Raw genomic sequence first — 15,156 nt, 5'->3', positions numbered from 1 at the left:
ACAGGCTATGAAACAGCTCCTCCAATCGATCGAACTCGCTAAACGCTACCTCCGAGGTATGGCGTTGGCAATATTGGCAGCGATCGCCCTGTTTGCGATCGCCACCCCCGCCTACGCCACGGGGGTTTACGATATGCCCTTCCTCTCTCCCGGCGATTCCACCTGGGTTATCGACGACGGAAACGCCATCAGTCGCATCAACGAAAGCCAACTCAGCCAAGCCTTCGACGAACTCAGCCAAGACACCGGAACCGAAGTTCGCGTCGTGACGATTCGCCATGTAGATTACGGCGAAACCATGCAAAGTTTCACCGACGCACTGTTTGAAAAATGGTTTCCCACCCCAGAAGCCCAAGCCAACCAAGTCTTACTCACCCTCGACGTGGTGACGAACAACGCCGCCATTCGCGTGGGAGAGGCGGCGGCAGAAACCCTCAACCCGGAAATTGCCGAAAGTGTCGCCCAAGAAACGCTGTTATATCCGCTCATTGAAGGGGATAAATATAACGAGGCATTTGTGGGAGCAAAAGACCGTTTAGTTGCCGTATTGTCCGGCGAAACCGACCCCGGAGCGCCCGAGTTAAACAACAACGTTCAAGTGGAAGGAACCTTCGCCACGGCGGAAGAAACAGAAGCGCAGAAAAGCAATTCTACTACCGTTGTTATCGTGTTGTTGATTGCTGCGACGGTGATTCCGATGGTGACGTATTTTGTTTTATATCAGTAAATACTCGCCATTAAAAGTTAATAACAACCATAAAACCTCGAGGTTTTATGGTTGTTATTAATGCTTAAATTACCTCTAATTATCTAGATTAAAAAAACGATATTTAAAAATCCCGCAACCGCCTTGTTTAAAAGGCAGCTACGGGAGACAAGGCAGAAGGAGAAAACCCCCTACAGCGTGAGAGATTGCGGGTTGTTTTCAATGAGGTCGGCCAAATCTTTCAAGAACGCCGCCGCGTCCGCACCGTAAATAATGCGGTGGTCGCAGGAGATGTTCACTTGCATTTGACGTTTGACCCCCATCAAGCCGTCGTCCGTCGCGACCACTTGCGGACGAGAGGCACCGATGGCGAGAATCGAACCCTGTCCGGGGGGAACGATGGCATCAAAGCGATCGACCCCAAACATTCCCAAATTCGATAAAGTAAAAGTCCCAGTGCTATATTCGTCCGGTTGCAGTTGTTTCGATCGCGCCCGCGCCACGAGATCCTTCCACGACCGAGACAGCGAATAAATATCCATCTGGTCGGCATCGCGCATCACTGGCGTAATCAAACCGCCTCCGGGCATAGCCACCGCCACCGCCACATTAATGTTGCCGTTGTACTGAACGCCCTGTTCCGTATAACGAGCATAAAGTAACGGGTGTTTCTGCAACGTCACCGCCACCGCTTTCGCCAGTAGCCCCGTCATCGTCACGCCCTTCGATTTAATTTGCTTGTAGAGGGCATCTAAATTGTCCGTGGTGATAGTGTATCCCACACGGAAAGACGGAATTTGCAAGCTGGCCGTCATATTCCGCACCACAGCCCCTTGGAGCGTGTTGAACGGAACCACCTGACCCAAGGGGGCGCTAGTAGCCGCCGGAGCCGTCGTCGTAGGGGCTTGCGCCGGAACCGCCGGAACCGCCGACGGCGCCGGAGCCGAAGGCATCTGAGCCACAGCCGTTGCAGCCGGCTGGACAGGTTGTCCGGCCGCCGCTTGCACGTCTTCAGCCACAATCCGACCGTAAGGACCGCTTCCTTGCAGTCCTTTCAAATCGACTTTCAACTCTTTCGCCAACTTCCGGGCGCGAGGAGAAGCCACCACGCGGCCGCCGTTTTGACCGCTAGCCGCCGCTTGAGAGGCGCCGTTTTGTGCCGTGGCTGCGGCCGGCGTCGGTTCGGGAGTTGACGGCGTTTCCGAAGCGGCCGCCGTGGAGGATTGCCCTTGTTGCTGTTGCTGGGCTTTTTGCTTAGCTTCTTCGATTTCCGCTTCCGTTTCCGCTAACAGGGCGATAGTACCGCCAACGGGGGCGACTTCGCCTTCTCCGACAACGATGGTCGCTAGAATCCCTTCGTAAAAGGACTCCACATCCATGTCAGCTTTATCCGATTCGACGACAACCACCGTTTCGCCTTTTTCCACCTTGTCCCCTGGGGATTTCGTCCAAGAGACGATTTTGCCTTCAGTCATGGTGGAACTTAAGGCAGGCATAAAAATTTCGTGGATCATAAGGGGACTTCCCGCGCTCTACACTTGAGGAAAACTACCGTTTGCAAATACCCAAAGATACCATGTTGCGGGGGCGAGGTGATGGGGAGCCGGGGAGAGGGGGAGAAAGGGAGATGGGGAGATAGGAAGAAATTGTCTCTCCTCATCATCCCCTCATCCCATCATCCCCTCATCCCATCATCCCCTCATCCCCTAAAGTTCTCCGCGAACTTCGATGATTTCTCCGTCTTTAATTAGGATTTCAGTTTGTAGTTTTTGAATCAAGTTATCGCCTTGTCCGGCATAAAACAGACTTTCAATTTGTCCTTGGTTGACCTCACGATCGAGTTCGACGGTTTCGACTTGTTGCAATTGTTGTAAAACTTGGTTTTTCTGCTCTAGCAACTGGCTTTTACGCTGGTTGACTTGAATTTGCAGGTTGTCGATTTGTTGTTGGACTTGGGGTCCGGGGGGTTGCAGTCCTTTACTTTTCAGTTCCGTGACGGCTTTTTGAGCTTGCATTTCAAGCTGTTGAAGCTGACTGTCGAGTTGAGCGATCTGCCTTTGCAGTTGTTCTTGGGCTTCTTCTTTCCAGCGGGGCGTGACGATCGCCTTAATCGTCACGTTCCGTTTCAGGAGTAATTTCGAGTTATCCAGTTCCATGAATCTTTAAAGGCTGTCCTGTGCAAAAGGTCGAAAATGGGTTCGAGGCGGGCAGCGGTGCGGCTCACTCGAACATCTTGTCAATCGTATCGCGGTAACGTTCCCGAACGACAGGCCGTTTGATTTTTAACGTCTGCGTCATGGTTCCGTTTTCGATGGAAAACGAGTCGAGAATCAGCCGAAAGGGGCCGATGCGATCGTCGGCGCGATAACCGGGGCGGTTCTTCACTTCGCGGTTGAGTTCGCTGCGGAACAGTTTCGTCACGCGATCGTCCTCGATATTCACAGGCGGCGTTCCTTCGTCGTTGGCGGACATCCCCTGTTCTGTCGCCCATTGAGACAAAGCTTTCCAGTTGGGGACAATTAAGGCGCCGAGTTGTTTGCGATCCTGTCCCACCAACATAATTTGGTCGATGTAAGCACTGCGAACGCAGGCGTCTTCGATGGGTTGGGGTTCGATATTCTCGCCGTTACTGAGAACGATGGTATCTTTCGCCCGTCCCGTCAATACCAGGTATTTTCCGGGGACTAAACGCCCCAAATCTCCCGTGTCGAACCAACCTTGCGGATCGATCGCCTTTTGGGTGGCTTCCGGGTTGCGGTAGTATTCTTTCATAATTTGCGGACCGCGTGCCAACACCAAACCCGTTTCGCCTTCGGGTAAAACCTGCCGCGTTTCAGGATTGACGATGCAGATTTCAGTGTCGATGACCGGGGGACCCGAGGAACCCTGTAAATTTTCCCACGCCCGCCGCACGGTCAAGACGGGGGAGGTTTCGGTTAAGCCGTAGCCGACGAGGAGGTTAATACCGATCGCCTCGAAAAAGACATCGATATGGCGGGCTAGGGAACCGCCGCCGCTAATGAGATATTTGACGTTTCCCCCGGTGGCGGCGCGAACTTTGGAATAGACTAATTTACTTGCGAGGCGGTGGAGGGGAGACAGGGCGGCTTTTTTGGCTTTGGCTTTGAGGCGTTGCAGTTTGGAGGGGGGCGTGGCGTCTAAGGTCAAGCCTTGGCTGAGATGTTTGGCTTCGATGTAGCGTTGGCTGATGTCGATGAAGAAGTTGGCGAGTTTTTGTTTGTTGGGAGGCTGTTCGCGGAAAGTTTTTTGAACTCCTTCATAGATGGATTCCCAGAGTCGCGGAACGCCGACCATGACATGGGGTTTGTGCTGTTTGAGGTCTTTTTTGAAATGGCGAATGCTGGTGTAAAGCACCGTGCAACCTTGGGAGAGGAGGTAATATTCACAGGTGCGTTCGTAGGCGTGCCAACTGGGGAGGATGCTGAGGGCGCGATCGCCGGGGTTGGGGGGGAAAATGCTGCGAAAGGCGTTAATTTGATGCAAGAAGTTGCCGTGGGTCAGCATTGCACCTTTGGGTCGTCCGGTGGTTCCGGAGGTGTAGATGAGGGTGGCGAGGGTTTCGCGAGTTGTGCTGGAAGGGTGGAATTCTCCGGAGGCGCCCCGTTCCATGAGTTGGTTGAAGTTGAGGAGTTGTAAGGGGCTGTCTTCGGTGGGGGATTCGTCGGAGAGTAAGACGACCCAGGTTAGGCTGTCGCTGAGTTTGAGGCTGTCGTCGGTGGCGGATTGGAGTTTTTTTAGGGTGGCGAGGTCTTCGACGACGAGGCCGGAACTTTGGCTGTGTTGGAAGATATAGAGGAGTTCGTCGCGATCGGCTTGGCTCGATCGCACCACGTTCGCCGCGCCTGCGGCCAGGATGCCTTGGTCGGCGACGAACCAACGGGAGCTATTTTCGGCGAATAAGGCGATTCGGGGCGGTTCTTCGGCGAACTGTACGCCTAATGTTTGCAGTCCGGCGGCAAACTGGCGAATTTGCTGCCACAGTTGACGGTAACTGAGGCGCAGGTCCTCGGGGTGGTGGGGGTCGTGTAAGGCGGTGAGTTGGCCGAAGCGATCGGCGGCGATCGACCAGACTTCGGTTAGGGTATGGGCTTGGCTGTAGTCACTGCCTTTGTTGTAGTTGACCTGTTCGCGATCGGTCAGTTCTCGGTGAGAGGCAACGGCTCGATTCATAGTAGATGGGAATGATTGCGAATTTCTTTCAACTTTAATATCTGCGGGGTTTTACGGAAACTCTGGGGCGGGTGTGACAGCCGTGAGATCGATCGATGTTGGGGGGAGGGGCAGGGGGCGATCGAGAATGATAACCTTAGATTATATTTTTTTGGAACTCAAAATTAAATGCTTGCAATAATTTTTACTTACAAAAAAGCTTTTCATAATTTTTTGAACAAAAATCACCCAATTATTGCAAATAAAAAATAATTATACTTCAAAAAGCTATAGGTTGTCACTAGGGAACGAAACCCAACTTTCCAACCCTAGCTGTAAAGAAATATGACAATGTGAGGCATTTGCCGTAAAAAACCGGGTGGGGAAGGCGAGAGAATTATAGAAGCCGTCACGGGCTGTTGTGAATTGGGGAAAGGTCATGTTGAAAAAACGAGTGGGTTTGGGGATTATTGGTTTTCTCAGCCTTGTGAGTCTTAGCAGTCTGACTACCAGTGCTGTGGCTCAAGACTCTCAAGGAAATACAATCACTCACGGTTGCGGGACGGGATGTCGCGTGAACGCTACTCGAATCAGCGATGTGGAAACGATTCGCTTGTCCGACGGTAGTACCGTCAACACCGCACTCTTTCAAACCGAACAGATTCGAGACTACGGAACCCCGAGTCAATACGTTGCGTACACTCAAACCCCGCGTTTTTTTGCAGACTGTTCGAGGCGTAGGGTGGGGTCTAACTTAGGAGAAGATTTCGTTCCCAATCCCGACTGGTGGATGCAACTGAGAGGGGACGACTCGGACTATGCCACGGTCAATGCAGGGCGAGGCTATTATTTTGATGAATTATGCCCGCAAACACGCTAAATTTTCCAGAAATTCCTACATGATTCGCTCTGTTTACCCTCGCGTCACCGTTAGCAGTAGTACACCCGTCCGGGGGACGCCAGGCTGCGAGTTATAAATCCGCTTTCAAATGGCTGTACTCTTTAATCAAAATATCAGTATTATACGCCCAGACCTTGCGTGCTTTTACGCACCAATTAACTGCTTACTGCTTGGATTTCCAAGAAATTAACAAAATACAAATAAAGAGTATAAATTGTATAAATTAGGGCTTTCTGAGTTTGAGGCGATCGACACCCAGATTTTGTATTCCAATTAATAAATTACACCCTAATCTCAGAAGACTCTGAAATCAATACAAAACAAATCAATTCCAAAAAAATACGGCTTCACCCTTAATGGCTTCAAGCAGACAGTTACACAAGTGTCACAAAAAATTGCTGGATCTCTTGCGATAGAGTCATGTTTGTTGCTATAAAAAAAGAAGGTAAATAAATTGTAAGTAGGTTTATCCAAATGTTACGGCAATTCCTAGCTATTGCATTAGTTGTCACAAGTCTCTTTGTAGCTACACCACGAGCGAGCTATGCAGGTGAATTGAATCAAAATTATCCAAGCAACTACTATATAGAGAACTACGAGACATCCTCGAACATTTTGCAAAATTGCTGGAACGGAGAGCCTAAAAATATGCTAGAAAAAATTGTGTGTGAATCGATCGAAGGGGGAGCAGTGATGTTAGGTTCGGCAGGAGTCGCCGTGGGGATTTGCTATGCAGCAGATGCCTTAGCTAGTGCTGTATTTCCTCCAGCAGCAGCTTTAGCACCAGTTTGTAGTACAGCAGGTGTAGCGAGTTTAAGTGCAGCGAGTGGGAGTTCTAACCTTGTAGGAAAAGGAATTAAAGCATTTGCCCACTAAAATCTAGCTGAATTGAACGTTTTAGGAAAAAGCGAGCCAAACGCGCCAGTTTAGCCATAAGCTCGCTTTTTTTATTCCCCCAAATCCCTACACTCTTCCAACGCTTCCCAAAACTGCGCTTCCGCTGCTTCCGATACCTCAAACCGATAGTTGAGATACGCCACTTGGCAGGACATCCAACCGGGTGATGCTATAGTGACCCATCTTGCGGTAATTTGACACCACTGGCTTTAACGTCTTCCGGGTCTCTGTGGTTTTTCAAAAAAAAACACCGCGATGCTATTGACAAATTTATCAAAAAATGATACGAAAGGGTCGATCGCCTATCTCGAGGGCGATCGAGAAATCCTCAGTTCCTACCCTCAACTCTGGCGAGAGGGGCGACAAATTTGCAGCGGACTGCGAGACACCGGACATCCCCCCAGAACGCCGATAATCCTAGCCTGCGACCAGCTTTCTAACCTTTTGCCGGCCTTTTGGGGCTGTCTCTTCAGCGGTTGGATTCCCCTGATTGTGGAAGTTCCCCCCACCACCGACAGCCCCAACCCCGCCCTCGCCAAACTCGAAAAAATCTGGGAATTTCTGGAAAAACCGCCGATTCTTATCGATTCCCCCGAGGCAAAACCCTTTCGCCAGTTCGCCCCCGTCTACGACATCGCTTCACTTCGGGACTTCGACGCCGCCACGACCCTCTATCCCAGTCAACCGGACGACGTGGCCTTTCTAACCCTCACCTCAGGAAGTACGGGACTCCCCAAATGCGTGAGACTCACCCATCGCAACGTCATCGCTAGGGCGATGGCCACCAACCGCCTCAACGGACATCGCTCCGATGATATCGCCTTCAACTGGCTTCCCTTCGACCACATCGGCAGTCTATCAGACTGGCATATTCGCTGTATTCTCGCCGGGTGTTCCGTGGTCTACACCTCCAAAGATGCCGTGTTGCGCGATCCGTTATTCTGGTTAGAGACGATCGATCGCTATCGCATCACCCATAGCTGGGCGCCGAACTTCGCCTATCGCCTTCTCGCCAACGCTTTAGAAACTCAGTCTGAGAAAACTTGGGATTTATCCTGCGTTAAATTTCTTCTCGCTGCTGGCGAAACCCTCTCCCAATCCGCCATCGGCGACTGTCTGAGGCGACTCGCTCCCTACGGTGTCCGCCCCGACGCGATTCGCCCCGCTTTCGGAATGGCGGAACTCGCCTCCGGCGTCACTTACTATCAACCCACTCCCGACGCCCCCCTTCAGTTTTACGCCATCGAGAAAAACCGTCTCGCGGGTTCGGTCTCCCCTTCTGCTTCTGGGTCCTCCTCTTCCAATCATTTGACCGTCGCCGACTTGGGAACGCCGATTTCTGGGGTTCGTTTGAGAATTGTCGCCGAGGATGGAAGCGAACTCCCCGAGGATACGGTCGGACGGTTGCAGGTTGGCGGCGAGGTGGTGTTTGATGGCTACCACCGCAACCCGGAGGCGACGGCGAAGGTGATGCGAGAGGGCTGGTTCGAGACGGGAGATTTGGCGTTTCTCCACGAGGGGCGATTGGTTCTGGTGGGGAGAGACAGCGAAACGGCCATCGTTCGCGGTGTCAATTTCGCCTGTAGTGAAATTGAGGCGGTGGTGGAAGAACTCGAGGGGGTGGAGGCTTCTTATACTGCGGCTTGTCCGGTTTGCGTTTCTGAGGCGGTGGGGGAACAACTGGCGATTTTCGTCCATCTTGATGAGTCTTCTCAGGAACTGTCTCTGATTCGACAAATTCGCAAAAGGGTTTCGCTGGAAGTGGGGGTGACGCCGGATTTCGTGATTCCTGTGGAGAAGGCTGCGATTCCTAAAACGGCGATTGGGAAAATTCAACGCCGCCAACTCACTCAATTGTTCGAGGCGGGGAATTTTGACGAGATTGTGGGGCGAATCGAGGGGTTGCTGTCGGCGATTCCCCCGGTTCGAGTGAGTAACGATGGGGAACGGGATATTGCGGAGGTTTGGAAAGCGGTTCTGGGGATCGATCGTTTCGGCGTGACGGATAATTTCTTTGAGTTGGGGGGAAATTCGCTGAAATTGCTACAGGTTCAGCAGCAGCTTCAAGGTCGGTTTCATCGCGAGATTCCGGTGGCGGAGTTGTTTCGCTATCCGACTGTCGCCACGTTAGCGGGGTGGTTGGCGGAGTCTCCTGAGTCTGCGGTTTTGGGTTTGCAAGTTTCTGCGTCTGCGTCTCGTCTCCCTCGCGACACCGCTGATATTGCGGTGATTGGTTTGGCGGGGCGGTTTCCCGGTTCGGACGACCTGAAAAGGTTTTGGGAAAATCTCTGTGATGGCGTCGAATCGATTTCGCAACTGTCGGAGGCGGAGATTTTGGCGTCGGGGATTTCGCCGGACTTACTGAACCATCCTGATTATGTGAAAGCCAGTCCGATTCTTTCGGATGTGGAAGGGTTTGATGCGGAATTTTTCGGCTACTCTCCGAAAGAGGCGGCTCTTCTCGACCCCCAACAACGGCTGTTATTGGAATGTGCGTGGGAAACGCTGGAAAATGCGGGTTACGCCCCGAACGGCTATCCGGGTTCGGTGGGGATGTTTGCGGGAGGGGTGACGAATACTTATCTCCTCAATAATGTTTACCCCAATCGCCATCGCCTCGACGATATCGACGATTTGGGGGTGGTGACGCTGGATTCGGTGGGGGGATTTCAGTTGATGGTGGCGAATGATAAGGATTATCTCCCGACGCGGGTTTCTTATAAGCTCAATTTCACGGGTCCGAGTGTGAACGTTCAAACGGCCTGTTCGACTTCGCTGGTGGCGGTTCATTTGGCCTGTCAGAGTTTGCTACGGGGGGAATGCGACATCGCCTTGGCGGGTGGGGTGTCGGTTCGGGTTCCGCAAAAAGTTGGTTATCTATATAGAGAAGGATCGATCGTGTCGCCGGACGGATGCTGTCGGGCGTTCGATGAGAAGGCTGGGGGGACGATCTTCGGGAGCGGGGTGGGGTTGGTGGCGTTGAAACCCCTGGAACGGGCGATCGCGGATGGGGATAGAATTTATGCTGTGGTGAAAGGGTCTGCGATCGCCAACGATGGCGGTCAGAAGGTGGGCTATCTGGCTCCCAATGGCGACGGACAGGCGAGGGTGGTGTTCGACGCTTTGCAACGGTCGGGGGTTTCAGCAGATTCGATCGAGTATATCGAAACTCACGGTACGGGAACAGTTCTCGGCGACCCTATTGAAATTGCAGGGTTGACGCGGGCGTTTCGTCAGTTTACGCAAAATCGAGGCTTTTGTGCGGTGGGTTCGGTGAAAACCAATGTCGGACACCTGCAAATTGCTTCGGGAATTGTGGGCTTGATTAAAACGGTGTTAATGCTTCATCACGGGAAAATTCCCCCCAGTCTCCACTGTGACACCCCGAATCCGCAAATCGATTTCGCGAATTCTCCCTTTTTTGTGAATACGAAACTTCGGGATTGGAATTCTGGGAAACAGCCGCGACGGGCGGGGGTGAATTCGTTGGGTGTTGGAGGAACCAACGTTCATGTTGTTTTGGAGGAATCGCCGTCTCGGGATTTTGATGAGAATCGGGATTCGGCGAACTCTCGCCCGGTTTCGATTTTGACGCTTTCGGCGAAAACGGATACGGCGTTGCGGGAACTGGCGAAGAGATATGAGGCGGCGTTGGGGGATTTTCCGGATGCGGTGTTGGGGGATATCTGTTTTACGGCGAATACGGGACGAACTCATTTTGAGAAGCGTTTTGCGGCGGTGTCGGACAATGTTGAAGGGTTGCGTCGCCAACTGGGAGAGTTTGTCGGTGGGGGAATTTCTCGAACTTCGGTGAAGGCTGGGAAATGGGTGTTTCTGTTTCCGGGTCAGGGTTCGCAATATCCGGGGATGGGAAAACCGCTCTATGATAGGTATTCTATCTTTCGAGAGGCGATCGATCTCTGCGACGAGCTTCTCGATTTTTCTTTGGTGGAGGTTCTCTATGGAAATGGGGAACGGGAAACGGGAAACCTGGAAACTCCCTATGTTCAACCGGCTTTGTTTGCGGTGGAATACGCCTTGGCGAAGTTGTGGATGTCTTGGGGGGTGGTTCCCGAGGTGATGGGGGGTCACAGTTTGGGGGAATATGTGGCGGCTTGTTTGGCGGATGTCTTCAGTTTGGAAGATGGGTTGCGGTTGGTAGCGGCGAGGGGAAAATGTTTCGCGAAACTTCCGGCGAGGGGGGGTTTGTTGGCGGTGTTTGCTGGGGCGGAACGGCTGCGAGGGTTTTTGGTGAATACGAGACTGGAAATCGCGGCGTTTAATGGTTCTCGGAATACGGTGGTTTCGGGAAGTCGGGAGGAAATTGCATCGCTTGCTCGAGATTTGGAGGAATCGGGAATTTCTAGCACTGTTTTAAGGGTGTCTCACGGTTTTCACTCGGCTCTGGTGGAACCGATTTTAGAGGAGTTTGCGGAAATTGCTCGATCGATCGCCTACCGTCCGCCGCGACGAAAACTTCTTTCTATGGTGACGGGAGATTTTATCGATGCTGATATCGCGAATCCGGATTACTGGGTGCGCCATCTCCGCCAACCTGTCCGCTTTCAACAAGGGATTGACTCTCTTTCTCGTCAAGGCTATTGCTGTATTTTGGAGGTGGGAGCGAAACCCGTTCTGTTACCGATGCTTTCGGAGTTTGAAGGGGTGAAATTGGCGAGCTTGCATCCTAAAACACCTTGGAAAACGCTGTTAAAAACGGTCGCCCAACTCTACCGAAATGGGGTTTCGCTGAATTGGAACGCTATTGAATCTTCTGGGAATTACCGCCGTTTACCGCTTCCGACGTACCCGTTTGAACGAAAACGTCATTGGCTGGATGCGCCGTCTTCCGGTTCTCGATCTCCGATTTCTACGGTTGCTGTATCTGGAAATTCTTCGCTGTTGGGAAATCGCCTGTCTTCGCCGTTGGCGTCTCGAATTTTTCAAAATTCTCTAAGTCTGGAAACTCATCGGTTTTTTGAAGATCACACCGTTAACGGTGAGGTTATTTTTCCTGGTGCGGGTTATGTAGAAATTGGGTTAGAGCTGCAATCGGAGTTAAGTCAGGATATTGTCTTAGAAAATCTACGGTTCGATCGCCCCCTTTCGCTCTCTTTGTCTCCTCGGATAATTCAAACTATTCTCGAACCCAACGGCGAATTTTCAATTTACAGCCAAACGGATTCTGAAACCTGGATTTTACAGGCTTCGGGAAAAATTCAACCGCTTCAACTTCCGAATTCTCAATCTGTGGATTTGACGAAGTTGCGAGAGCAATTTCAAAATACTCTGTCTCGAAACGAGTGGATTTCTCACTGTCAAACTCGCGGTTTAACCTACGGCGAAACCTTCCAATCCGTTGAAGCGATTCAAATTTCCTCAAATCGCGCGTTTGCTGAAATTAAACTCCCCGATTCTGGGGTTCAAAATCGAAATACCGTTCTTCTCGATGGCTGTTTCCAAACCCTTCTCGCGGCGATTCCCGACGGCGGTTTACAGGTTCCCGTGGGTATCGATCGAATCGCCATATACCAACCCCTGCCCGAACGTCTGTTTTGCGATGCCAAATTAAGCCATAAAGCAAATCAAAACAGATTTTATGGAAATTTAGATATTTACGACAGTCACGGCGTTTTAGTGGCAAAAATCGAAGGATTGGCGTCTCAGTCGATCGCGCCCCCCAACATCCCCCCCAACATCCCCCCCAACCCCCCTTTGAAAGGGGGGCGAAGTGGGGATAGGGGGCGAAGGGGGGATAGGGGGCTAAGGGGGGATTGGCTGTACGAAGTGGGCTGGCAGAAAACGCCGAAACCTGACTTTCAAACCGCTGAAATCGGTAAAATTCTCGTGATTTCCGAAGACGAGATTTTGGGTGAGAAACTGGTTGGCACCTTACCCGAAAGTGCGATCGAACCTGCAACCCGCCTCGATATTCCCAACGCCCTCAACTCCCCATTGCGGGAAGTTGGCGGCGTCGTCTATATCCCCAATCCCGACAGCTTTGAAACGGCCATCGATCGAACCCGTCGCCGTCTTCTGCACCTCAGCCAACAACTCATCGACATCTCGGAAACCCCGCCTCGCCTCTGGGTAGTGACGCGAGGAGTGCAAGCGGTGGGGCGATATCCCGGTATTGGCAATGTCTCGTTATCTTATATTGCAGGATTTATCGAAACCCTGGCCATCGAACATCCTCAACTGCAACCTTGCACGATCGATTTAGATCCCTTCGATCGAGAAATTTCCCCCCTGGTTGCAGAACTCGCGCAACCCCCAGACGAGACGAACACCGCGTTCGAGTCGTCGCAGACGTTACATGCGATCGCCTTGCGCGAAGGAGAACGCTGGACTGCGCACATCCGCCATCGCCAACCCCCCACCGCCCCCCCCACCTCACCGCAACACCTGCAAATCACCCAACGGGGAACCCTCGACAACCTCACCTGGCGAGACATTCAACGGCGTCCCCCCAACCCCGATGAAATCGAAATCCGCGTCCAAGCCACCGGGTTGAACTTCCGCGACGTTCTCAACGTCCTGGGCGAATACCCCGGAAACGCCGGAGAACTCGGCTGGGAATGCGCTGGAGAAGTGGTCGCCGTCGGTACCCACGTGACGGAATTCCAGCGGGGCGAAGCGGTTTGCGCCGTCGCCACCGGAGCCTTTTCCCAATACGTCACCCTCAACGCAGCCTGGGCGGTGTCCAAACCCCCTAACCTGGGAATCGAAGCCGCCGCCACCGTCCCCGGTGCGTTCCTCACCGCCTTCTACGCCCTCCACCACCTGGCCCAGTTGCAGCCGTCCGAACGCATCCTCGTCCACAGTGCAGCTGGAGGGGTGGGACTGGCCGCCGTTAGACTCGCCCAACACTTGGGGGCGGAGGTTCTCGCCACCGCTTCGCCGCCGAAACAGGGGTTTCTCAAGTCTCTGGGAATTGAATGCGTCGCCAGTTCTCGAAGTCTGGATTTCGCGGACAGAGTTCGCCAATACACCGGAGGGGAAGGGGTCGATGTGGTGTTGAACTCCCTGTCTGGGGCGTTCGTCGAGGAAAGTCTGTCTCTGTTGCGAGAAGGGGGGCGGTTCGTGGAATTGGGAAAACGGGATGTTTCCCACGCCGCCACTTCCTCGGTGTTGACGATGGATTTGCTGGAGGTCATGCAGCGACAACCGAACCTCGTTCGATCGATGTTACGGGAAATCGCCGCCCTGCTGGGGTCGGAACGGATACAACCGCTTCCGGTGAAAACAATGACGAGCGATCGCACCTCCGACGCCTTCCGCATCCTGCAAAACGCCCAACATATCGGAAAAATCGCCATTACCCCCCCTCACGCCCTAGAAATCCGTCCCGACGCCACTTATCTCGTCGTCGGCGGTTTCGGCGGTTTGGGCTGGGAAGTGGTGCGTTGGCTGGTTCGTCGGGGGGCGCAACATCTCGCCGTCGTCAACTCGCGACGCCACCAACCCCCGGAAGCCTTGGGGATTGACTTGCGTTCCTACTGCGTCGATGTCGCTCAATACGAGGAACTGGCGGCGGTATTGCGAGACATCGAAGCCGCGCAACCGCCGTTACGGGGCGTGGTTCACGCCGCCGGGGTTCTCGATGACGCCGTAATACGACGGTTGACAGACGCACAGTTCGATCGCGTATTTTCCCCCAAAGTGCGAGGGGCGTGGAACCTACACCGACTCACCCAAAACCTCGATTTCTTCTGGCTGTTTTCCTCCATGGCCGCTTGGGGGTCCGCCGGACAAGCCCACTACGCCGCCGCCAACGCTTTCCTCGACGGCTTAGCCCGCTATCGACGGGGGCGAGGACTCCCCGCCACCAGCATCAACTGGGGACCCTGGGCGGAGGTGGGACTCGCCGCCACGCCGGAGTTGGGGAAACGCTTCCGGCGGCGGGGATTGGGGACGATTCCCCCGTCGCAAGGGTTGGCGGTTCTCGATTGGCTGTTATTTCAACCCGAGACTCAAATCGGTGTCGTTCCCTGGGAAACGCAGGCGCAATTATCCCCCCAACCATCCCCCCCAACCCCCCTTTCAAAGGGGGGCGAAGGGGGGATAGGGACGAAGGAGGGATGGACGGCGATGGGTTCTCAACTCCGTCAATCTCGCCTGTTGGAAGTAGTGAAACAGCAGTTGGCGACGGTGTTGGGGATGGTTGCGACGGAGGATTTGGAGATGAGTCGGGGTTGGACGGAAATGGGATTGGATTCTCTGGCGGCGGTGGAGTTTCGCAACCGCTTACAAATTCAGTTGGGGGTGGCGTTACCCGCGACGATCACCTTCGATTGTCCCACGCCGGCGAAGTTGGTGGTCTATCTCAACCGTCGGTTGGAGGCGTCGCCAGCGGAGGCGTCGGAGAGGGTATCGGACCAGGAGGCGCGTATTCGTCAGTTGTCGGCGGAAGAGGCGGAAGCCCAGTTGTTGGAAGCGTTGGAGGAGTTTGGGGATTTGGAGTGAGGCTGGGAAAATTGTC

At 53.3% G+C, this 15,156-nt stretch carries 7 protein-coding genes; 4 read left to right on the top strand and 3 right to left on the bottom strand.

Annotated features, from left to right (window positions below; translation table 11 throughout):
* Positions 1-7: 7 nt before the first annotated feature.
* The gene (gene psb32, locus ACP5D4_RS00920) at positions 8-727 is read left to right on the top strand and encodes a photosystem II repair protein Psb32 (protein WP_428009732.1); all 720 of its coding nucleotides are present in this window, start codon (positions 8-10) and stop codon (positions 725-727) included.
* A 170-nt stretch (positions 728-897) separates the two neighbouring features.
* Here the strand turns inward: psb32 and ACP5D4_RS00915 are convergent, their stop codons facing one another.
* The 3 genes from ACP5D4_RS00915 to ACP5D4_RS00905 form a co-directional block, all read right to left on the bottom strand.
* On the bottom strand, positions 898-2,220 hold the full coding sequence (locus ACP5D4_RS00915) for a dihydrolipoamide acetyltransferase family protein (RefSeq protein WP_428009731.1): 1,323 nt from the start codon (positions 2,218-2,220) through the stop codon (positions 898-900).
* Between the two features lie 192 nt (positions 2,221-2,412).
* Positions 2,413-2,862, bottom strand: a complete 450-nt coding sequence (locus ACP5D4_RS00910) for a YlqD family protein (RefSeq protein ID WP_428009730.1) — start codon at positions 2,860-2,862, stop codon at positions 2,413-2,415.
* Between the two features lie 64 nt (positions 2,863-2,926).
* Positions 2,927-4,897, bottom strand: coding sequence for an AMP-dependent synthetase/ligase (locus ACP5D4_RS00905; RefSeq protein WP_428009729.1), 1,971 nt, complete (start codon positions 4,895-4,897; stop codon positions 2,927-2,929).
* Positions 4,898-5,315: 418 nt separating this feature from the next.
* On the opposite strand from ACP5D4_RS00905, the gene ACP5D4_RS00900 reads away from it, so the two are divergent.
* The 3 genes from ACP5D4_RS00900 to ACP5D4_RS00890 all read left to right on the top strand — a co-directional run bounded on the left by ACP5D4_RS00900 (position 5,316) and on the right by ACP5D4_RS00890 (position 15,140).
* Positions 5,316-5,756 carry a hypothetical protein gene (locus tag ACP5D4_RS00900; protein WP_428009728.1) on the top strand — a complete coding sequence of 147 codons (441 nt, stop codon included), beginning with the start codon at positions 5,316-5,318 and terminating at the stop codon, positions 5,754-5,756.
* A gap of 495 nt (positions 5,757-6,251) precedes the next feature.
* On the top strand, positions 6,252-6,653 hold the full coding sequence (locus ACP5D4_RS00895) for a hypothetical protein (RefSeq protein ID WP_428009727.1): 402 nt from the start codon (positions 6,252-6,254) through the stop codon (positions 6,651-6,653).
* A 276-nt stretch (positions 6,654-6,929) separates the two neighbouring features.
* On the top strand, positions 6,930-15,140 hold the full coding sequence (locus ACP5D4_RS00890; RefSeq protein WP_428009726.1) for an SDR family NAD(P)-dependent oxidoreductase: 8,211 nt from the start codon (positions 6,930-6,932) through the stop codon (positions 15,138-15,140).
* The last annotated feature ends 16 nt before the right edge of the window (positions 15,141-15,156 follow it).

Origin of the sequence: Baaleninema sp. (assembly GCF_049974805.1) — a bacterium.
Taxonomy (GTDB): Bacteria; Cyanobacteriota; Cyanobacteriia; order Cyanobacteriales; family Geitlerinemataceae; genus Baaleninema.
Note: the sequence above shows the minus strand (reverse complement) of the source record. Positions and strands in the feature narration are given on the sequence as shown.

Coding starts and splice junctions, on each gene's coding strand:
- ACP5D4_RS00915 (WP_428009731.1), bottom strand. CDS start 2,220: ATGATCCACGAAATTTTTATGCCTGCCTTAAGTTCCACCATGACTGAA.
- ACP5D4_RS00890 (WP_428009726.1), top strand. CDS start 6,930: ATGCTATTGACAAATTTATCAAAAAATGATACGAAAGGGTCGATCGCC.
- ACP5D4_RS00895 (WP_428009727.1), top strand. CDS start 6,252: ATGTTACGGCAATTCCTAGCTATTGCATTAGTTGTCACAAGTCTCTTT.
- ACP5D4_RS00910 (WP_428009730.1), bottom strand. CDS start 2,862: ATGGAACTGGATAACTCGAAATTACTCCTGAAACGGAACGTGACGATT.
- psb32 (WP_428009732.1), top strand. CDS start 8: ATGAAACAGCTCCTCCAATCGATCGAACTCGCTAAACGCTACCTCCGA.
- ACP5D4_RS00900 (WP_428009728.1), top strand. CDS start 5,316: ATGTTGAAAAAACGAGTGGGTTTGGGGATTATTGGTTTTCTCAGCCTT.
- ACP5D4_RS00905 (WP_428009729.1), bottom strand. CDS start 4,897: ATGAATCGAGCCGTTGCCTCTCACCGAGAACTGACCGATCGCGAACAG.